The sequence below is a fragment of the Acinetobacter sp. 1294596 genome, assembly GCF_000582925.1.
Taxonomy (GTDB): Bacteria; Pseudomonadota; Gammaproteobacteria; order Pseudomonadales; family Moraxellaceae; genus Acinetobacter; species Acinetobacter radioresistens.
Window position 1 is genome coordinate 131,567 of record NZ_JFCC01000002.1, and the last position, 21,648, is coordinate 153,214.

Here is a 21,648-nt window from a genome sequence, read left to right on the forward strand (position 1 = left end):
AAGGAACAGGCCAGGAAAGCCTAAAAAAGCTTTAATTTATTAAAATTATTAGTAAAAATTTATAAGAGACCATAGATGAAACCCTACTATTCTTTCAATATTAAACTGAGAGTTAATACTGAAAGTCGGTCATCTGATAATCTTGTGCCAGATGCTTTTTCCAGTATTCGAGTTCAATAGAATAATCATTCTGTTCAGGATGAAAGTCTTTTTTATAATATGACAAATATTCTGGAAACAGCTGAACCAGCATTTTAACCAGCAGATAAGCACCAAATAGATTACCCTTAATTTGAGGCAGGCTCTTCCATTTATCCTGCATAAATAAACGTCCGGTTGAGTAGGCTGCGAGACTAAAAAACCCACCAGTTACCCGTTTCATCACGCGACGACGCAAGCGCTGGTCAGCATACAACTGCTGATAAACATCAAATGCAACAGAGCGGTGTTCAATCTCTTCAATGGCATGCCATACCCAAAGCTTCATGGCATCCTCATCTAGTGTACTTAATACCTCAGGATGCTTGAGGATATATCCACCAAGTAAAGCTGTAAAATGCTCAAAAGCACTGGTAATCGCGAGCTGTACCTTGGGCGGTAAATTGCGCACATGTTTATTCTGGCGTTCCAGCCATGCCTGAAAATTATCCAGCTGATAGTCATCTTTACGCCAAGCCTGATTAAATTCAGTATGAGCCTTGGAGTGCATAGCCTCCTGTCCAATAAAAGCAGCAATCTGTGTTTGTAAAACCGGATCTGTAATCTGATCCCGTACATTCCGGACACTATGTACAAAAAACTGTTCACCTACCGGAAAGGTAGAAGACAATGCTGTAAGAAAATGTGACATCAAAGGTGAGTGAGCAAAATAATAACGCGAAATTTTTTCCGGATTGAAGTCTAACTTACGTACAGTAATTCCTGTTGCCTTTGGCCGATTCCGGTACAGTGGATTTGCTGTCATTAAATCATTCATCACAATGGCTGCCTAACGGAGATACCATTAGTATGAGATTAGAAAACTATAACGCACATGGCTAAACTGCTTGCTTTAGTTAGCCAAAACTATCAAATTGATAAATTAAATAGATGGCATACAAGATTTTTTATGCATTGAAAAGAATATTTATAATGAAAATATATAGTACCTATGACTCATAACATAGCGGGTTTGAAAAATTATTAAGACAGTTACTTTAAGACCAAATATTTATTTTAATTATTTAAATACAAATATTTATAAGATGATTAATTATAAATATTTCTTCTAATATTCTAATTAATCAAAAAACCAGACATATAAAAATCACCCCAAGACTGGCCCGAGGTGATGCATTAAAACAATAACTTAAACGTCCAGGTAGTCCAGAATACCCTCAGCGGCTTGGCGGCCTTCCCAGATTGCAGTGACTACCAGATCAGAGCCACGAACCATATCACCACCTGCAAAGATTTTCGGGTTCGATGTCTGGAATTTATATATTTGAAGTTCTGGAGCAACTACACGACCTGAACCATCCAGTTCAATATTGACATCCTTAAACCAGTCAGCAGGGCTAGCACGGAAACCAAAAGCAAGCAACACGGCATCTGCGGGTAATATCTCTTCCGAACCCGGTATTGGCTCTGGGCTACGACGACCGCGACTATCAGGTTCACCCAGTTGAGTCGTCACCACTTTAACACCTGTCACCTTACCATTTTCACCTACAATCTCGACAGGCTGGCGGTTAAACAGGAAGTTCACCCCTTCTTCACGGGCATTTTGTACTTCACGACGTGAACCTGGCATGTTGGCTTCATCACGGCGATAAGCACAAGTTACTTCTGCTGCGCCCTGCCGGATTGATGTACGGTTACAGTCCATGGCAGTATCACCACCACCTAGGACAATCACCTTTTTCCCTTCCATACTAATGTATTCAGATGGATCTTTTTCCCAGCCCTGACAACGGTTAACATTGGCAATCAGGAAATCAAGAGCATCATATACACCTTCATATTCCTCACCTGCAAAGCCACCTTTCATGTAGGTATAAGTCCCCATTCCCATGAACACTGCATCAAAATCATTCAGTAGCTGATCGATCGTGATATCTGTACCAATTTCAGTGTTCAGACGGAATTCAATCCCCATACCGGTGAAGATTTCACGGCGGCGTTTCATGACATCTTTTTCCATCTTAAATTCAGGAATACCAAATGTCAGCAGGCCACCGATTTCCGGGCGTTTATCAAAAACTACCGGTTTTCCCCCATTACGGACCAGAATATCTGCACAGCCAAGCCCCGCCGGTCCAGCACCGATAATAGCAACTTTTTTGCTGGTCCACTGGACATTAGACATATCTGGACGCCAGCCCAGTGCAAAGGCGGTATCATTAATATATTTTTCAGCATTACCAATAGTTACAGCACCAAATCCGTCATTTAGGGTACATGCACCTTCACATAAACGGTCTTGCGGACAAACACGTCCACAGACTTCTGGCAGGGTATTGGTCTGATGGCACAGTTCCGCCGCCTGGAATACGCGACCTTCAGCGATCAGTTTTAACCAGTTTGGAATATAGTTATGTACCGGACACTTCCATTCACAGTATGGATTACCACAGCCTAAACAGCGATGAGTCTGGTTAGATGCAACATCCTGACTAAACGGTTTATAAATCTCCACAAACTCTGCTTTGCGGACAGCAATATCTTTTTTTTCTGGATCCTGACGTGCTACATCCAGAAATTGAAAGTCATTATTGAGGCGTTCTGCCATGTCTCTCTCCGTAGGTGGGCACAGCTCCGTGTTCAGGAGTCTGTACCTGCCTGTTTATTTGCAGTCGTGGAATTATTGAGGATCAGCCTGAGTCGTTTTTAACAACGTCAACAGATTCGCCGCTTTTGGTTTCACCAGCCAGAATTTACGGCTGTAGTAATCAAACTCATTGCGGATCTTGTAGGCCCAGGCACTACCTGTCTCGGCAATGTGCTCATCAATAATTCGCAGCAGAAACTCTTTATGATCTTCCATCGCTTCAGTCGAAATACGGTTTAGATCAATTAACTCATGGTTATAGTAGTCAACAAAATCATTGTCGAGGTCAAGCACATAAGCAAAACCACCGGTCATGCCCGCGCCAAAGTTATGTCCAACTTTACCCAGGACAGTGACCACGCCACCAGTCATATATTCACAGCAGTGATCACCTGCGCCTTCAATTACTGCAAAGGCACCAGAGTTACGTACCGCAAAACGCTCGCCAGCTGTACCAGCCGCGAACAGTTTACCACCAGTTGCACCATATAGGCAGGTGTTACCAATAATTGCGGTATTCTGAGTCTGGAACGGCGAACCTTTTGGCGGGAAGATCGAAATCCGGCCACCCGCCATGCCTTTACCAACGTAGTCATTGGCATCACCTTCAAGGCGAATATGCAGGCCACCCGCATTCCACACCCCTAGTGACTGACCTGCTGTACCATTTAGGTTCATGACTACTGGATGGGCTTCCATACTGAGGTTTCCATAGCGACGGGCAATCTCACCAGAGATACGTGCTCCAATCGAACGGTCACAATTCACCACTTTATAGTTAAAGGTCCCTGTAGTACCTGCTTCAATTGCTGGTAGCATCTCTTCAACCATACGTTCAGCCAGCAGACCTTTATCAAATGGCTCATTGCCCTGCACCTCACAATACTGCGCCTTGCCTTCTGCTGCCGGATGTGAAGTCAGTAATGCACTTAAATCCAGATGGGCATGTTTGTCAGTTTCACCAGGCAATACTTCAAGCAGGTCTACACGGCCAATCAGATCTTTGAGTGAAGCGACCCCAAGCGCAGCCAGCCATTCACGAGTTTCTTCCGCAATAAAATGGAAGAAATTGATTAGCATTTCTGGCTCACCAATGTAGTGCTCATGACGCAGATGGTCCTGCTGAGTTGCAACACCGGTTGCACAGTTATTCAAGTGGCAGATCCGCAGATATTTACAGCCTAATGCAATCATTGGTGTAGAACCAAAACCGAAACTTTCCGCACCCAGAATTGCAGCTTTAATAACATCCAGACCGGTCTTCAGGCCACCATCAGTCTGTACTCGCACCTTGCCACGCAAATCATTTACACGCAGGGCCTGATGCGCTTCTGCCAGGCCCAGCTCCCATGGAGAGCCGGCATGATGAATTGATGATAATGGTGAGGCCGCTGTACCACCATCATATCCAGAGATGGTGATAAAGTCCGCATATGCTTTGGCTACACCCGCTGCAATAGTTCCCACCCCTGGCTCAGACACCAGTTTGACTGAAACCATAGCCTGCGGATTAACCTGTTTCAAATCAAAAATCAGCTGAGACAAATCTTCAATTGAATAAATATCATGATGCGGTGGAGGAGAAATCAGGGTAACGCCTGGTACCGAGTAACGTAAGCGTGCAATCAGACTATTGACCTTACCACCTGGTAGCTGTCCGCCTTCACCCGGTTTCGCCCCTTGAGCTACCTTAATCTGCAAAACTTCTGCCGAGGTCAGATAAGCAGGTGTTACACCAAAACGTCCAGAAGCAATCTGCTTGATTTTTGAGTTACGAATGGTCCCGTAACGTGCCGGATCTTCACCACCTTCACCAGAGTTTGAACGACCACCAATGGTATTCATTGCTACAGCAATTGCTTCATGCGCTTCTGGAGATAACGCACCCAATGACATCCCCGCAGAATCAAAACGTGGAAGAATCGACTCTACAGACTCAACCTGATCAAGTGCAATCGGATTATCTGTTTTCAGCTTAAATAGATCACGAATAGTGGCAATTGGACGCTGGTTAACCAGCTGTGCATATTCTTTAAAGTCCTGATACTGGCCAGAACGCACAGCTTTATGCAACGCATTAATCACATCCGGATTAAAGGCATGATATTCCTTACCGAATACGAATTTTAGCATACCACCCTGATCAATCGGCTTACGCGCTTTCCAGGCTAAGTCAGCCAGTTTCTTCTGATCATTTTCAAGGTCAACAAAAGTTGCGCCCTGAATACGGCTTGGTACACCAACAAAGCAGGTATCTACCACTTCACTTGATAAACCCACAGCCTCAAACAGCTGACCGCCACGATAAGATGCAACGGTAGAAATGCCCATTTTTGACAGGACTTTCAGCAGGCCTTTTTCAATACCTTTACGGAAGTTTGCTTGCGCATGAATCGGATCACCCAGCAGTTCGCCTTTGGCAATCAGATCATTGATGACATCATAAGCAAGATAAGGGTAGATAGCTGTTGCACCAAAACCTAACAGTACTGCAAATTGATGTGGATCACGTGCAAAGCCGCTCTCGACCACAATATTGGCATCGGTACGCAAGCCAGCCTGAATCAGGTAATGATGGACAGCACCTGTCACCATGACCGCATTTGCCGGCAGATAGCCTTCACGAATCTTTTTGTCCGATAAGACCAGAATAGTTTTACCATCACGAATGGCCTGAGCAGACTCGGCACAGATCCGCGCGATTGCAGCCTGTAAACCTTCTTCTGCAACATAGTTCAGGTCAATCTCGGCAATCTCATAACCTGTGCGACCCAATGTACGGATCTGATGCATTTTTGAGTTAGACAATACTGGACTTGAAATAATCAGACGGTCTGCATGTTCTGGTCCCTGCTCAAATACATTCTGTTCACGACCCAGACAGGTTTCCAGTGACATCACGATTGATTCACGCAAAGGATCAATTGGCGGATTGGTCACCTGCGCAAACTGCTGACGGAAATAATCAGATACATGACGAACCTGGTGTGACAAGACGGCCATAGGAGTATCATCACCCATTGAACCGACAGCTTCCTGTCCACTTTCAGCAATCGGACGCAATAGCTGGTCCCGCTCTTCAAAGCTGACCATGAACATTTTTTGTGCAGCTTTTAACTGCTCATTTTTCAGACCTTTTTCACACAGGTGCTCTTCAAGCTCCGGACTGCCTTGCAACCGGATAGCATGGTCACGCAACCAGGCACGATAAGGACGCATATTTTTCAAGTGCTTGTTGACATCCTGAGTGTCTAGCAACTTACCGGTCAGGGTATCGATCACGAGGATCTGTCCAGGACCAACACGACCTTTAGAAATTACATCTTCTGGTTCATAACTCCACACCCCAATTTCTGATGCCAAGGTAATATAGCCATTTTTGGTAATTACCCAACGAGCCGGACGCAGTCCGTTACGGTCTAGCATACAGATCGCATGGCGGCCATCCTGAATAACCAGACCTGCAGGACCATCCCAAGCTTCCATATGCTTAGAATTAAATTCATAAAATGCGCGCAAGTCTGCATCGAGTGTTTCCACATTTTGCCATGCTGGTGGAACCAGCATACGCAAAGCACGGAACAGATCCATACCACCACCCACCAGAATTTCTAGCATATTATCTAAACTTGATGAATCTGAACCGGTACGGTTCACAATTGGCGTCATCTCAGTCAAGCCGGGTAATAGCGGATTTTCAAATTTTGGTGTGCGCGCCATTGCCCAGTTACGGTTAGCTGTAATGGTATTAATTTCACCATTATGTGCCAGATAGCGGAATGGCTGAGCCAGTGGCCAACGCGGCAGCGTATTAGTCGAGAAACGCTGATGGAACACCACGATATGTGAATGTAGGCGCTCATCGGCCAGATCCGTATAAAAATCTGCAATCGCTTCTGGCATCATCAGACCTTTATAGCTAATGACAGTAGTAGCCAGCGTGGTAACATAGAACAGTGGATCATTGACCTGCTGTTCGGCACGACGACGTGCCAGGAAAAGCTTGCGGTTAAATTCGACTTCAGTAACTCCCATTGGGCAGTTCACTAAAATCTGTTCAAACGCAGGTAGAGAACGCAAAGCAATTTCACCCAACACTTCAGTTTTTGTTGGGACTACGCGCCAAGTTGCAACTTTTAAGCCTTCTGCTTCTATTTCTTTATTTAAAATCTGTTTAGCATGGTGAGCTAAGGCTGGATCAGTATTTAGAAATACGGTTCCAGCAGCAAATATTTCAGTCAGGTTGACGCCAAGTTTTTGTGCTTCTTCACGGAAAAACTGTTTAGGCATCGCCAGTAACAAGCCACAACCATCACCGGTTTTACCATCTGCAGCAATACCGCCACGGTGAGTCATGCAACTTAAACTATGAATTGCAGTCTCGACCAAATGATGGCTGGCTTCACCCTGCATGTGGGCGATCAGGCCAAAACCACAGTTATCTTTAAACTCATCGGGTTGATATAAACCTTGAGCGGGAGCTACAGTATTAGGCGATGGCATGTGCATAGCGTACCCTTCTTAACATGGCCCCTAATGGGCATCGAACAATTTTTCTCTCTATAATTTGCAATTTGCTCTCTTAACCAGCAGCAGATGTAAAAAGCTCAGTCACCGGCCTAAATATACGCTTACTCTGTAAGAAAGGTATATGGTTATGGCTTCTGTTTTTCTTTCTACGAACTCTTTTAAAGCATGCAAGAGAAGTATCTAGCAGTTTAACTGAGCAGTTTTGGTGTCAACCGGATAAATCAGATTCAAATAGCCTTTTAATAAAGCAAAAAAGATGCCAACTTTTAAAAATATTACTAATTACTTAAAAAACATAAATCTAAGCTACTTAAAAGCATAGTAAGTTTATTTTTAAGACCAATTTACGACCCAATATGGTGCAAAATTATTTTAAATATAAAAAATATGCTCTATTTTGCATCATTGCGAAGAGTTTTATACAGGTCCTGAATTTTAATATTAATTAAAAGGATCACTAATTTCATTTTCAACAGGTCTAGAGGCATCAGCTGAGGTACCAGCACGTGATGGCTGCGAAACAGGAATATTAGATTGTGAACGCTGTACATCAACTACATTACCCTCTTGATCTCTTCTGGTAATTGTCGTTTTTACAGTGGAAGGCGCATTATTGGTTTGCGCTGTATTAGCTGCCGGGTTTGGTCGGCTAAGTAAGCTCTCATCAATTTTAGGTAAGGCAGCCGGTTTCAAGACAATTTCACGTACTTTTGCACTTCCGCTCATCTCCTCTGAACCTAAATCATTTACAAAAGCTGCATAATCTTCAAACTTTTGTGTATGCGGCTTAAGCGAAGGTGGAAGTACAAGATTTAATTGATCCAATGCCTGTTCAGCTTCCTGAGCTGTCTTATACTTGCCATAAGCCAGCACATACTGTTCTGTCTGTTCTTCGCCACTGAGTCGGAAATAAATAAAATTATTACGTTGAGGCTGTTTCTTCAGAAAGCTTTTAATAATATCTTCTTCAGAAGAGCGAAATAGTTCATTGGTCCAGAGTTTCTTATTCTCCAGCATAAATTTAGTACCACGGAACTCAGGCTCATGAATGCCTGAAGCCACTATTCGGGTAGTCAGTTCAAGTGGCCGAACTTCTTCCAGTAATGCACCAAGATGGGTCATTGAACCAACCTTCTCAGGCTGAATCTGAGTTTGGGCTTCACTCTCAGGCGTTTTTTTCACTTCAACCAATTGCTCTTTATCTGTCATCAGCCAAAAGATGAAAGCAAGTAACAGGCATAGCAATCCGCTCATCAGCCAGATATACCGCTGAATATTGTCCCGTTGCATACGAACTGCTGCCATATTTTGCCTATGCTCCTTGTTGATTTGCAAGAATTGCCTGCTTCATCAGCTTTAAGTCAAATTCTCTGGTAATTATAGCTTGTCCCAACTGTTTCAGGAGGACCAGACGCAGTTGTCCATTCAGAACTTTTTTATCATGTGCCATATATTCCAGAAACTGCTCAAGCGGAATGTGCGGACATACTATCGGTAAATTTGCACGTTGAATAATATTTTTTGTACGTTGCAAGTCGTCTGCTGAAATCCAGCCCATACGTTGAGACAAATCTGCTGCCATGACCATACCGGTGGCAACTGCCTCTCCATGCAACCACATTCCATAGCCCAGATAAGATTCAATCGCATGGCCAAAAGTATGGCCAAGATTTAATAACGCACGATTGCCTTGCTCTTTTTCATCACGCGCCACAATACGGGCTTTATGCGCACAGGAGCGATACACTGCTTCGGCCAGAAGCTCAGGATCACGAGCAACCAGCTGATCCATATGCTGCTCTAGCCATTCCAGAAAATCACGGTCTCCCAGTAAGGCATATTTGATTACTTCAGCAAGGCCAGCCGATAACTCACGGTCAGGTAATGTCTTTAGCTGTGACATGTCTGCCATAACTACCTGTGGCTGCTGGAAAGCACCAATCATATTTTTACCCAGCGGGTGATTAATTCCTGTTTTCCCCCCGACACTGGAATCCACTTGCGAAAGCAAGGTCGTTGGCACCTGAATAAAATAAACTCCACGCTGAAAGCTGGCAGATGCAAATCCGGCCATATCTCCAATTACACCACCTCCAAGCGCCAGAACGGTACAGTCCCGGTTAAAGCCAGCTTGCAAAAGTGCATCGAAAATCAGATTAAGATGCTGAATATTTTTATACTGTTCACCGTCAGGCAATACACACGTAGCGACTACTTTATCCAGAGATTTAACCGCACTTACATAATGGTTCAAGTAAAGTTTTTCGAGGGTAGTATTGGTTACAATCATAACCTGCTTGCCCAGAATATAAGGTTCAAGCAAAGTCTGAGGACTCAGATCACTACCAATAAAAATAGGATAACGGCGATCGCCTAATTCAACATATAAGGTTTGCATACAGTCTGGAACCCGTAATCATGGTGCGGAGTGTAACTCTTCAGAGCTAATAATCTTCAAGATTTTTTGGGCTAGATCTCGTGCTGCCCCTTGATTGGTCTCGATAATATAATGTGCCACTTCCCGGTAGAGCGGGTCACGGGCAGCCAACAGGTCTCGAAGCTTCTGTTCCGGGTTTTCTACTTGTAATAATGGCCGGTTTTTATCACGATAGGTACGTTGAAGCTGAATTTCTACTGGTGTATAGAGATATACTACGATGCCGCGCTGCTTGAGGAATTCACGGTTAGGCGCCTGCGTTACAGCCCCACCACCTGTAGCTAGCACCAGCTTTTGCCGAAGTGTTAGCTGGTCAATAACGGCGGTCTCCCGACTCCGGAAACCAGCTTCTCCCTCTTTTTCAAAAATCCAAGGGATATTTGCCCCTGTTTTACGCTCCAGTTCATGATCACTGTCCAGAAATTCCCGGCCCAGTAACTCTGCCAGATGTCGCCCCACAGTGGTTTTTCCAGCTCCCATCGGCCCTACCAAATAGATATTTGGCAGGGTGTCAAACTCTTTGCTTGGCAAGGAGTCACCTATTGAATTACTTGAATTAAAAATATATTAATGATTTCCAGTCGCACTGTCATTAACAATTCGTGGTGTGACAAAAATCAGTAACTCACGCTTGTTATCACTTTTAGCATCACGGCGGAATAAACGGCCTACACCCGGCAGGTCTCCGAGAACAGGTACTTTCGTTTGCGTATTCCTGGTTTCCTGTTCAAAAATACCGCCAAGGACTACAGTTTCACCATTGTTAACCAGCACATTAGTATTAATTTCATTCTTGTTAATCGCGATCTGGCCAGTTGGTGTCGGGTTCCCCGGAGTATCGCTGGTAATGTTCAGTAACATCTGGATTTTACCATCAGGAGTAATACTTGGTGTTACATTCAGACTTAAAGTAGCATCCACAAATTCAGTGGTAGAAACTGCATTGGCGCCACCGCCCTCTGAAGACTGGTAGGGAATTTGAGTACCAGAAGCAACTCGGGCCTGCTGTTTGTCAGCTGTTAGTACTTTCGGCGTAGAAATGACTTCACCATAACCATCAGCCTGCAAGGCTGACAATTCGAGATCCAGCATAAAATCAGAAAGACTAATTAAACCGAAGGCAATACGGCTTGCACCCGGAGCTGTAACGCCTAAATCCACATTCAGGTTTTGTGGACGCTCTATGGTGTATTTGCCTTCATCATCAGGATCACGCAGATTCCATAAGGTGGTTTCACTGCCGCCGACCAGCAGGCTGTTATTACGGGTAATACCCTGTGAAAGAATTCCCCACTTCACGCCCATTTCTTTGGTGAAGTCAGTACTAGCCCTGACAATACGGGCCTCAACCATCACCTGTTTTACCGCTACATCCAGAAGATCAATCATACGGCGGATCTGGTCAAGTTTCTGAGCCGTATCATTAATGATTAAGGTATTGGTACGTGGGTCTATTGAAATGGTTCCTCTTGGACTTAGCAGGCTTCCCACACTATCACCCAGTGCTTCCGTATTGTTTGAAGCACCGTTAGCACTACCATTACCACTATTTCTGCCTTGGGTAATCAGTTTTTCGATATCGACAGCTTTTGCATAATTCAGCTGGATATATTCAGTTTGTAAAGGCATAAGTCTGGTACTTTGCGCAATTGCCTTAGCCTCTTCCTCTTCTGCTTTAATCAGCTCTGCAACCGGAGCAATCCAGATTACATCACCATTACGACGTTTATCCAGGTTTTTGGTTTTTAAAATAATGTCTAAAGCCTGGTCCCATGGTACATCTTTCAGGCGCAACGTAATATTTCCCTGAACAGAGTCGGCTGCAACCAGGTTGATACCAGTGAAATCTGCTAACAACTGTAATACCCGACGAACCTCAATATCCTGAAAGTCGAGTGAAACCTTTTTACCGCTATAATTAGGTGCAGAACGGGTTTTGACCGTACTCTTTTCTTCCGGGCGCTTTAAACTGACTGTTAAGCGGTTCTCAGTCTGATACGCCATATACTCATAACTGCCAGTTGATTGAATAGTAATAATACCATTACCGCCTTCATTATAGGCATCAACAGTCGAGACCGGCGTGGCAAAATCATTCATATTCAAACGGCGGATTAGATGGGAAGGGATTTTATTTCCCAGCATCCTGACTATGACTTTACTTCCCTGCTGCTGTACATCAGCAGGAGTATTCGGGTTCAGAAAATCAATTAAAACCTGTCCCTCGCCCTGACTTCCACGCTGGAAACCAATGTTCGAGATACCCTGAGCAGGCTGCTGTGCTACAGCAACTGGCTGTGGCAATACTGTAGGCGCGCCTGTTACCGGATTAATCTTTAAAATAAAAGTATTGCCTTCTACACGGGTAGTAAAGGCACCTGCATCTTTTAAACTTACAATAATTCGGGAACGTTGTTCATCAGAGGCCACATGAATTGCGCTTGCTTCATTGGTAGCAACCGGAATACTAGGCTGTTTAAGATTTTGTTTGGCCTGATCAAAGTCTAAGATCAGTCGCGAAGGCTGTTCAAGCTGATAAGCCTGGGGCTGGGGCGGCAATCCATTAAACATGACTCGAATTTCTGTCCCTTGTCCCGGAATCTGCATAGGTACAATATTGGTAATATTGACCGCTGCACTTGCTACCTGCATCATTGCTGCAGCAACTGCTCCCATCGCAAATTGACGATATAAATGAATCATGCTGTTGCCATCCCCCATCAAAAATTCTTGAAAACTCTTTTTCATTTTTATTCCTTTCATCCTTAAGGCTGTGGCCCAATCAGTACTAGACTGCGGGGACGTTCCACATAGCCTTCGCGCCCATCCGGGATGATCTCAACCAGATCAATCTGGGTAGGTGTAATCTGAACAATACGCCCATGATGCATACCCATATAGTTCCCGCGCTGCACTTGTTCAATCTGGCCATCGGGCGTCTGGATTAGTGCAATAATCTGCCCTCTTGAATTACGCATACTGCCTTTCATATTTAAAGATTCAAGGGCATAGCTCTCAAGAGGTTGGGGTTGGCGTGAAAAATTCGGATAAACCCGCTTCCCGGCCATAACTTTTAACTCAGCTGCAAGCGAGCTAGGTAAAAATGGACTTCTGAACTGATGTGCTGCATAAGCAAATGTAGGTACAGGACTGAACACAGGTGCCGGTTCAATCGGTAGAGGTGGTTGGTTACGAATGACTGCCATCTCTTCATTTACTGCATCTATACGTGAATCACAGCCTACCAGAATCATGCCGCAGCACAGGCCTAAAATGATCTTATTCCAAGTCATTGTGGCTGCCCTCCTGCTGGGGTATCCGTAGTATTTGGCTGCTCATTATTACCGACATATCGGTATGTTTTAGCTTTCACCGCATAATTTACTTCTGGAATATCTGAGTTCTGCGCCTGTGTACTGGTAATTTCAAAGTCATGCAGGGTTACAATTCGTGGAAGCGCCGCAATAGTGCTCACAAAAGAACCAAAGGCATGATAATCACCTGTTGCCTGAATATCAATTGGCTGTTCAATAAAGAACTCCTGCCGAATTTCACTTTCTAGACGAATATTTTTAAATTTCAGGCCAGAACTTACTCCTGCAACGTTAATATCTTCAACCAGTCCAGGAATCTCGGTTTCTTTAGGCAACTGTTCCAGTTGCTCATTAAAATTCGCTTCCATTTCCTGTAGTTGTGCTTGGTATTGCTGTAAGTTACGCAGTTTAGAGTCCTTTTCACGAAACTCGTTTAACAAATTCTGTTCTTGTGCCTGCGCATTAGAAATAGCTTCAAGTTTGGGGCGAATTGCTAAGAAATAGCCAATTGCACAAACCAGCAGGAACAGAAATATCCAGCAGGTCAGTTTGACTGAAAAAGGCCAGCTGCCGTAATTATGTGTATCCAGAGTATTAAACTGTTGCAGGAAGGCTTCTAGCGTCATTTTTCTTTTAGCAGGTTTAGCATCTTCCTGGTTTAAATCATCAAATTCTTCACGACTCATTGTGCTGCTCCCGCTGCAGGACCCGTTGCTGCTGTATTGGTTGGTGCATTGGGATCAGCCGATGGTGGACTATCAGCAGCAATCTCACCTGCGTCCACAGTTACAACAAAACTGCCATAGTTTTCTTCTGGTCGGGGTATCAGCGAACTTGGGGTCTGCTCTTTCTTTTCTTCCGCGGCAAGGAATGAGTTCATAAAGGCATTACGATACCAAGGTGAAGCTTCTAGTCCACGCAAAAGCTCAGCTACAGTGTTCGGGCTTTCTGCCTTCCCTTCGAGAGTAAATTTATCACCAGTCCGTGCAAATTTGGTCAGATACATATTGGTTGGGATTACACGTGCCAGCTCATCCACCAAACGAACAGTAACCGGACGTTTACCCTGTAAGCCCTGAATCAGGTTCATGCGCTCAATAATGGCATCACGCTGTTCTTGCAGGCCATCTAGAGATTTAAGCTGTATATCCAGATTCTGGTTAGTACTGATAATCAGTTGATTAGCTTGTTCCTGATCATCCAGCTTGCGGTCATAGTACATCCAGGTCAGTACCACTCCGGCTAAACCTAGTAATGCCACCCCAATACAAATAATAATAAATTGCTTTTTCCGTTGTTCCCTTAGCTCATCACGCCAAGGGAGCAGGTTAATTGTTGTCATTAATCAAAACTCCTCAGCGCCAAACCACAAGCCACCATGAGTGAAGATGCATCTTTTTCAACTTTTTGTACATCAACCTGCGGCGCAAAACCCATCTGTAAAAATGGATTGGCAATTGTTACCCGGTAGCCCAGCTTTTGTTGGAGTAGTTTGGCCAGTCCCGGTATGTTGGCATTTCCCCCTGCCAATAAAATATGATCAATCTCATTAAACTGTGAAGACGAGAAAAAAAACTGCAAAGAACGAGCAGCCTGTTGCACTAAGGCCTCTAAGAAAGGCTCGAGTATTTCAATATCATAATCATCTGGCAAATTACGCTCTTTTTTGGCCCGGCCAGCTTCTTCATAGGAAAGGCCATAACGATTCTGGATGTCCTGAGTCAGCTGCTTTCCACCAAAAACCTGCTCGCGAGTATAGATAATCTTGCCATGCTGCATGACAGACAAAGTTGTCATGGTGTGGCCGATATCTAGAATACCTACAGTATTCACCCCTATAGGCAATGTATCAGCGAACACTTTAAACGCACGTTCTAGCGCATAACTTTCTACATCAGCAATTTTCGCAGTTAGACCGGCCATTTCCAGCACTTCGACACGTGCATCTACATTTTCAGTACGGGTGGCCACCAGCAGTACATTTACTCGATCAGGATTTGCCAATATATCTGGCAACACTTCGAAATCAAGACTGACTTCGTCTAAAGGAAAAGGAATATATTGCTCTGCATCCATACGGATCTGAACTTCACGTTCATCATCGTTCATGTCTGCATCCATCTCGATGACTTTATTAATCACCGCCGAAGTAGGTACTGCAAAAGCCGCATTAGCCGCCTGAGGGTTAGCAATGTCAATTACGCGCTCTAAAGCATCGGCAACCGCTTCAGGATTCAGAATATTTTTTTCAACGACACTTCCATCGGAAAGCGGATAAAGCCCGTAACTTTCAACCCAGTATCTGCCACCTTTTACAGAGAGCTCTAACAATTTAACCGAAGTAGAACTTACATCTATTCCGACTAATCCTTTATTTGGTTTACGATATAACCTGAGCACAATGCTTTCCTATTATTTTTTTATCCCCAAAAAAAATAACGAACTAATAGTCAGCGTATAATTTTGCACGGATACAATATCTCATCTAACAATCCGTTTATCTAACGGCTATACTGACCATCAATTAGTTTGCCATTAGCTCTTATTAAAACTTACTTGTTATGAAAAAGCTATCCAGTTCAGGCCGTGTTCACCCCTTTTTTTCTATTTTAATTATCATTCTAGTCTCAATACCAATGGGGTTTTATGGTATTTATCTTTATATTGCCCCTTCACTGCCTGAAATGAGTTCGCTCAAAAAAGCACCTTTACTTAAGCCGTTACAGGTCTATACTGCCGATAACGAGCTGGTGGCTGAGTACGGTGGAAAATTGTCTGTACCGGTTGAATATAAACAGATTCCGCCAGCCTTTATTCATGCTTTTCTTGCCGCAGAAGACTCCTCATTTTTTGAGCATAGTGGCATCAGCTTTAAAGGCTTGGGGCGTGCTGTTACAGAGAGTGTTACCGGATCTGACGTGCAGACTGGCGGTTCAACTATTACTATGCAGGTGGCCAAGAACTATTATTTAAGCCCGGAGCGTACCTTAAAACGTAAATTGACAGAGATTTTTCTGGCACGAAAAATCGAGCAAAACCTGAGTAAAGAAGAAATTCTGACCTTATATGTCAATAAGATTTTCTTAGGTAAAAATGCCTATGGTATCGCCGCAGCTGCCAAAATTTATTATAACAAAAGTCTGGATGAGCTAAGTCTGGCACAAATGGCAATGCTGGCCGGCCTGCCTAAAGCTCCATCGAAATATAATCCGGTTGCTAACCCTGAACGGGCATTGGAACGTCGCAACTGGATTCTGGGCCGTATGTTACAGCTTGGATATATCAGCCAGTCACAATATCAGGCTGCCGTGGCCGAGCCAATCAACTTGGACATGCCTGATCGTGGAATCAGTAACCGCTTTCCCTATGTAGGTGAGATGGTTCGCTCTGAACTGGTAGAACGCTTTGGTGATCTGGCCATCGATTCAGGCTATAAGGTGTACACCACCATTGATAGTAAACGTCAGGCCTATGCTGAACAGGCAGTCCAGAATGGTCTGGAAGATTATGACCGTCGCCATGGCTGGCGCGGGGCCGAGGCACATGATGAGCCTTTAAACAAATTTCGGGCATTTGCAAATACTTACCCTGCACAGGTAGTCAAGGTCAATTCCAACTCATTTGAAGCACTGATGCAGGATGGTTCTACAGTGACAGTACCATGGTCTGGCATGTCTTGGGCAAGGCCTTACCGCAATGCTAACAGTGTAGGGGGAGCGCCAAGTCGTGCCTCTCAGATTGTGAAAGTTAAAGATATTATCCGGTTGCGCCCGAATGAAAGTAAAACTTCATGGGCACTGGTCCAGTTACCAAAAGTACAGGGCCAGCTGATCGCAATTAATCCAAATAATGGAGCGATTGAAGCAGTTGTAGGGGGCTACAGTTTTTATCAGTCCAAGTTTAACCGGGCCTTACAAGGCTGGCGTCAACCTGGCTCCACAATTAAACCCTTTATCTATGCTCTGGCTTTAGAGCGTGGAATGACCCCCTATACGATGGTAAATGACAGTCCGATTACGATCGGTAAATGGACACCCAGAAACTCGGATGGTCGATATCTGGGAATGATTCCTTTACGCCGTGCACTCTATTTGTCACGTAATACGGTCTCTGTACGTTTACTACAAAATGTAGGAATTGAGCGTGCGCGACAGTTACTTATGGACTTTGGTTTACGTGATGACCAGATTCCACGCAACTATACGATTGCTTTGGGAACACCACAGGTTTTACCTGTACAGATGGCAACCGGTTATGCCACCTTTGCCAATGGGGGCTACCGAATCCAGCCTCATTTTATTAGTCGAATTGAAGATGCCTATGGCAAAGTGATTTTTGAGGCTGACCCGGAATATGCCTGTATTCCTTGTATTAATGCCAAAGATGATACTGAAGAAGACACTCCGCAGACGCCTGATGATGAAGTCATTGAAGTGACCAATCAGTCTTTAGAGCAATCAAAAAATAATATTAGCGAGCAGAAAGAACCGGAATCAGATTATCGTCAGGCGCAGCGCATTTTAAAATCGAGCTCGGCTTATGATATGGCCAATATTCTTCGGGATGTGATACAGCATGGTACAGGACGCGCTGCTTTAAAAATTGGCCGTGGTGATATTGGAGGCAAAACCGGTACTACAAATGATGCTAAAGATGCGTGGTTTGCGGGTTTTAACGGCAAACTAGTGACTGTGGCCTGGGTTGGCTTTGACCAGCCAACAACTCTGGGCCGTCGTGAATATGGCGGGGGAGCAGCTTTACCGATTTGGATTAACTTCATGGGGAATGCGCTCAAGGGGACTCCAGCATCCTGGGTACAGCTAGACAAAAATGCTAAAGCTCCCCGACTACAAGAAACAGCGGGCCAAGTAGAGCCTAAGGTTGATCGTGCTTCCCCTCCTCTGGCACGTCCTTTATATCGTCCGGCCCCTCCTCCGGCTGCTGTCACTAATGACTTTGCCGATTTGCCCGGTGAAGAAATCCTGATTCCTTCACGCTCAGCTCCACCTCAAGTTAATACACCGGATCAACCTGCCCGAACACAGCAACCACGTACTGAACCTCAGCAACGTGATGCACTGGAGAATCTGATTCAAGAGGTCCAATGATTTAAATAAAGAAGCCACCATAAAGGTGGCTTCTTTATTCTTAAAGTCAGTCTTTTTTCTTGAACAGATAAACCTGAAAACTGCCTTGAGTCTCAAAATTTTCCAGTGCTTCTAATCTTTGGCGGTGCTCTGGTTTTGCCTTATAAGCATAAGGGGTCATGGCAACCAGATTTTTGAGTTGCGCCTGGTTGAGCAGTAGCCGGGTTTCAATCAGTGGCTGTTCAACCAGCTCAAAATGTTCTGCCAGCTGCTCAACAAACTTGGCCGGTTCATGAGCATTTACTTCTTCAAATAATACTTCACGCATACTGTAGAGATGCTCAGGCCCTGGCGTAACTACCATAAGATAAGCCCCTGGCTTTAAGACCCTCAAGATCTCCTGCTGGGGAATGGGACTAAATAAACTGGTACATAAATCTATTGAATGGTCAATTACAGGTAAAACTGCACCTGTACCAACCACCCAAGTTACCTGCCGATTGGTCTTTGCAGCAACCTGTACCGCATTTTTAGCAATATCAACTCCTACACATTGCAAGACTTCAGACTGCATGGCCTGCGTGTAATATCCTTCACCACAACCAATGTCCAGCAGGTTTTCAATACGAAGACTGGAGATTATCTTGACCACTGCCTGCTGTAACGGTTCATAAAAACCATCAGCCAAGAATGCTCGTCTTGCCTGAACCGACTCAGGCGTATCGCCCGGATTTTTACTGTGTTTATGTTGTACCACATGCAGATTGACATACCCCTGTTTGGCCACATCATAACTGTGGTGATTTACGCAGCGCCATGTCCTGTCTATCAATTTGAGTTGTTCCCGACATACAGGACACATGAGCAGGTTCATTATTTTCTCCAGAATAAAAAAAGCCGGCAGTTATTAGCAAATGCCGGCTTTTATAAAAAGATTTGCTTAACGTAATTTTAAGGTCATTAGTCCCAAAACCACTAGCATAATTGTAATAATCCAGAAGCGGATTACTACCTGGGTTTCTTTCCAGCCCTGCTTTTCATAATGATGATGCAATGGTGCCATCAGAAAAACTCGTTTGTTACGCATACGTAGCGAGCCAATTTGCAGGAAGACGGAAATTGCTTCCATGACAAATACACCGCCCATAATTGCAAAAACAATCTCCTGACGAACCATGACCGCAATTGTACCGAGCATTGCTCCCAGTGCCAGAGCACCCACATCTCCCATAAACACCTGAGCAGGATGAGCGTTGTACCAGAGGAAAGCCAGACCGGCACCAATCATGGCCGAACAGATAACTACCAGTTCAGAAGAATATTTTACATAAGGAATATGCAGATAATCAGCAAAGCGTACATCACCTGCCAGATAGGCAAATACACCTAGTCCTGCAGCAACCAGTACAATAGGCATAATTGCCAAACCATCCAGACCATCAGTCAGATTAACCGCATTTGAAGCACCATTAATAACCAGATAGGTAAAGACAATAAAGGCGATACCGAATGGGATAACGGATAATGGAATCGTCAGATTTTTAAAAAATGGAATAAGCAGATCCAGCATGTTAGCTGTCTGTACGGCACTAGGTTGCTGGGTTGCAATATAATACAGTGCAATACCGGCACCTAAAGAGGCAATAGATGTCCAGAAGAATTTCTTGCGCGCAGGTAGTCCGGCATTATCTTTATAACGGATTTTGATCCAGTCATCTGCCCAGCCTACTGCACCAAAAATTACCATCACGCCCAGTACAATCCAGACATAAGGATTAGATAAATCTGCCCAGAGTAGTGTTGAAATACCAATCGATAATAGAATCAACACCCCACCCATAGTAGGTGTACCCATTTTTTTCGCATGATTTTCAGGAGCAAAAGAGCTGACTGCTTGACCATATTTAAGTGCCTGTAACTTGCGAATCATGACTGGTCCCAGAATGAGACCAATACTGAGGGCCGTCAGGACACTCAATAGAGAGCGAAATGTTAAATAACGAACCACCTGAAACGAACTATGATAGCCCGCAAGCTGTTCAAACAACCATAACAGCATTAAATTTTCTCCATCAAATCAGCCATCAACGTCTCCATATGGGTATAACGAGAACCTTTAAACAGGAAACTCATAGACTGTGGTTGATGTGTTTCGACCAGACTCATTAGAAAAGGAAGTGCTTGGGCCTGAGTCAGAAAGGCCTGCATTTTTTTCCCGTACTGGGTGCTACGGGCACCTTCAAGTGCAGCGGGTGCAAACTCGCCAACTGCTATTAAAAAATTGATATCCTGGCTCACCAGATCACGCCCCAGACGGTAATGCTCAACAGCTGCAGCGTCACCCAGCTCGCCAATATCGCCAGTGACCATTACTTTGATACCGGATTGCTGTGCCAGAACCTCTCCGGCAGCCCGCATCGATGTAGGATTGGCATTATAAGTATCATCAATAAACAAATGCTGTTTATAGGTAATAAAATTTAATCGCCCTTTCGCCCCTTGTGCCAGCTCGAGACCGATAACTATATCGTCCAGAGAAATACCAATCGCAAGCGCGAAAGCTGTAGCTGCAGTTGCATTCTGTACATTATGTAAACCCGCAAAAGGTAAATTAACTTCACGCACACCCTGTGGTGTATGTAGCATGAATTGGGCAGACTGAGCCAATAGCGTCATTTCTGTTGCATATATATCGCCGCCTTCACCAAAACTCAGGACTTGCGTTGTCTGAACAGCATGACGGATAGCGTCAGTAAAATCATCAGCCGCCGGAATAACTGAGGTTCCATCTTTTGCTATATGAGCATAGATTTCCGATTTAGCCCGACAAATGCCTTCACGGCCTCCAAATTCACCTAAATGTGCAGTACCAACATTAATGATACCTGCCACCTGTGGCTGAACCAGCTGTGAAGTATAATCAATTTCACCCTGATGACTGGCGCCCAGTTCCATCACTGCATATTGATGTTCAGCTGTAAGCTCGAGCAACATCATAGGCACGCCCAAGTCGTTGTTCAGATTGCCTCGTGTGACCAAGGTAGGTGCAAGACGGGACAGAATACTGCCCAGCATTTCTTTAGTAGTCGTTTTACCACTACTCCCCGTCAGCGCAATTACTTTAAGCTGTGGATTCTGCTGACGACGATAGGCTCCAAGCCTTCCTAGTGCCTGCCGTGTATCTGTAACAACCAGCTGCATCATGTCAAGGTCAAGAGGACGCTCAACAATTGCAACCTGACAGCCCTTATCTAAAACTTGAGCCACAAAATTATGGGCATCGAAACGCTCACCTTTTAAGGCAAGAAAAGCATCTCCAGCTTCTGCCTGCCGTGAATCCGTCAGAATCCGCTTGATTGGCTGCTCAGGGCAACGTTCCTGATACCAGTAGCCTTGTGTTGCTTCCATTAATTGTTGGGCTGTCCAAGGCTCCAAAGACCCGGTACTTGTTGTAGAGGTATGCATAAGTTT

15 protein-coding genes are annotated in these 21,648 nt (G+C 44.5%); 1 reads left to right on the forward strand and 14 read right to left on the reverse strand.

Translation table 11 applies throughout. From position 1 onward, the window contains the following. Positions 1 to 112: 112 nt before the first annotated feature. From J502_RS01965 to J502_RS02015, 11 genes are all read right to left on the reverse strand, one after another. Positions 113 to 976, reverse strand: a complete 864-nt coding sequence (locus J502_RS01965) for a metal-dependent hydrolase (RefSeq protein ID WP_034682928.1) — start codon at positions 974 to 976, stop codon at positions 113 to 115. Positions 977 to 1,348: 372 nt separating this feature from the next. Then, the gene (locus tag J502_RS01970) at positions 1,349 to 2,770 is read right to left on the reverse strand and encodes a glutamate synthase small subunit GltD family protein (protein ID WP_034682930.1); all 1,422 of its coding nucleotides are present in this window, start codon (positions 2,768 to 2,770) and stop codon (positions 1,349 to 1,351) included. A 72-nt stretch (positions 2,771 to 2,842) separates the two neighbouring features. Continuing rightward, complete coding sequence (gltB, locus tag J502_RS01975; protein WP_171072006.1) at positions 2,843 to 7,312, reverse strand: glutamate synthase large subunit; 4,470 nt, start codon at positions 7,310 to 7,312, stop codon at positions 2,843 to 2,845. Between the two features lie 468 nt (positions 7,313 to 7,780). Next, entirely contained in the window at positions 7,781 to 8,644 is an 864-nt protein-coding gene (locus J502_RS01980) for a hypothetical protein (RefSeq protein WP_005024218.1), read from the reverse strand. Between the two features lie 7 nt (positions 8,645 to 8,651). Beyond that, positions 8,652 to 9,737 (reverse strand): 3-dehydroquinate synthase, encoded by a 1,086-nt coding sequence (gene aroB / locus J502_RS01985; RefSeq protein WP_034682933.1) that lies wholly within the window; start codon positions 9,735 to 9,737, stop codon positions 8,652 to 8,654. An 18-nt stretch (positions 9,738 to 9,755) separates the two neighbouring features. Then, entirely contained in the window at positions 9,756 to 10,307 is a 552-nt protein-coding gene (aroK, locus tag J502_RS17090) for a shikimate kinase AroK (protein ID WP_005018052.1), read from the reverse strand. Positions 10,308 to 10,343: 36 nt separating this feature from the next. Further along, positions 10,344 to 12,524 (reverse strand): type IV pilus secretin PilQ, encoded by a 2,181-nt coding sequence (locus J502_RS01995; RefSeq protein ID WP_034682935.1) that lies wholly within the window; start codon positions 12,522 to 12,524, stop codon positions 10,344 to 10,346. Positions 12,525 to 12,541: 17 nt separating this feature from the next. Then, positions 12,542 to 13,069: a pilus assembly protein PilP gene (locus tag J502_RS02000; RefSeq protein ID WP_005018049.1), complete on the reverse strand. Its 528-nt coding sequence runs from the start codon at positions 13,067 to 13,069 to the stop codon at positions 12,542 to 12,544. Next, a complete protein-coding gene (locus tag J502_RS02005; RefSeq protein WP_005404626.1) occupies positions 13,066 to 13,776 on the reverse strand; it encodes a type IV pilus inner membrane component PilO in 711 nt (236 codons plus the stop codon). Before J502_RS02005 ends, J502_RS02000 begins: the two co-directional genes overlap by 4 nt. Continuing rightward, positions 13,773 to 14,432, reverse strand: a complete 660-nt coding sequence (locus J502_RS02010; RefSeq protein ID WP_034682937.1) for a PilN domain-containing protein — start codon at positions 14,430 to 14,432, stop codon at positions 13,773 to 13,775. Before J502_RS02010 ends, J502_RS02005 begins: the two co-directional genes overlap by 4 nt. Then, entirely contained in the window at positions 14,432 to 15,490 is a 1,059-nt protein-coding gene (locus J502_RS02015; RefSeq protein ID WP_005024205.1) for a pilus assembly protein PilM, read from the reverse strand. The genes J502_RS02010 and J502_RS02015 overlap by 1 nt, the downstream gene beginning before the upstream one ends. Before the next feature lie 161 nt (positions 15,491 to 15,651). Here J502_RS02015 and ponA point away from each other — a divergent pair, with 161 nt between their 5' ends. Then, positions 15,652 to 18,198 carry a penicillin-binding protein PBP1a gene (gene ponA, locus J502_RS02020; protein ID WP_034669840.1) on the forward strand — a complete coding sequence of 849 codons (2,547 nt, stop codon included), beginning with the start codon at positions 15,652 to 15,654 and terminating at the stop codon, positions 18,196 to 18,198. Positions 18,199 to 18,244: 46 nt separating this feature from the next. Here the strand turns inward: ponA and J502_RS02025 are convergent, their stop codons facing one another. The 3 genes from J502_RS02025 to J502_RS02035 form a co-directional block, all read right to left on the reverse strand. Next, positions 18,245 to 19,051, reverse strand: a complete 807-nt coding sequence (locus J502_RS02025) for a putative RNA methyltransferase (RefSeq protein WP_034682939.1) — start codon at positions 19,049 to 19,051, stop codon at positions 18,245 to 18,247. A gap of 66 nt (positions 19,052 to 19,117) precedes the next feature. Beyond that, positions 19,118 to 20,236, reverse strand: coding sequence for a phospho-N-acetylmuramoyl-pentapeptide-transferase (gene mraY / locus J502_RS02030; protein ID WP_005018035.1), 1,119 nt, complete (start codon positions 20,234 to 20,236; stop codon positions 19,118 to 19,120). Next, entirely contained in the window at positions 20,236 to 21,642 is a 1,407-nt protein-coding gene (locus J502_RS02035; RefSeq protein ID WP_034682940.1) for a UDP-N-acetylmuramoyl-tripeptide--D-alanyl-D-alanine ligase, read from the reverse strand. The genes mraY and J502_RS02035 overlap by 1 nt, the downstream gene beginning before the upstream one ends. Positions 21,643 to 21,648: the final 6 nt, after the last annotated feature.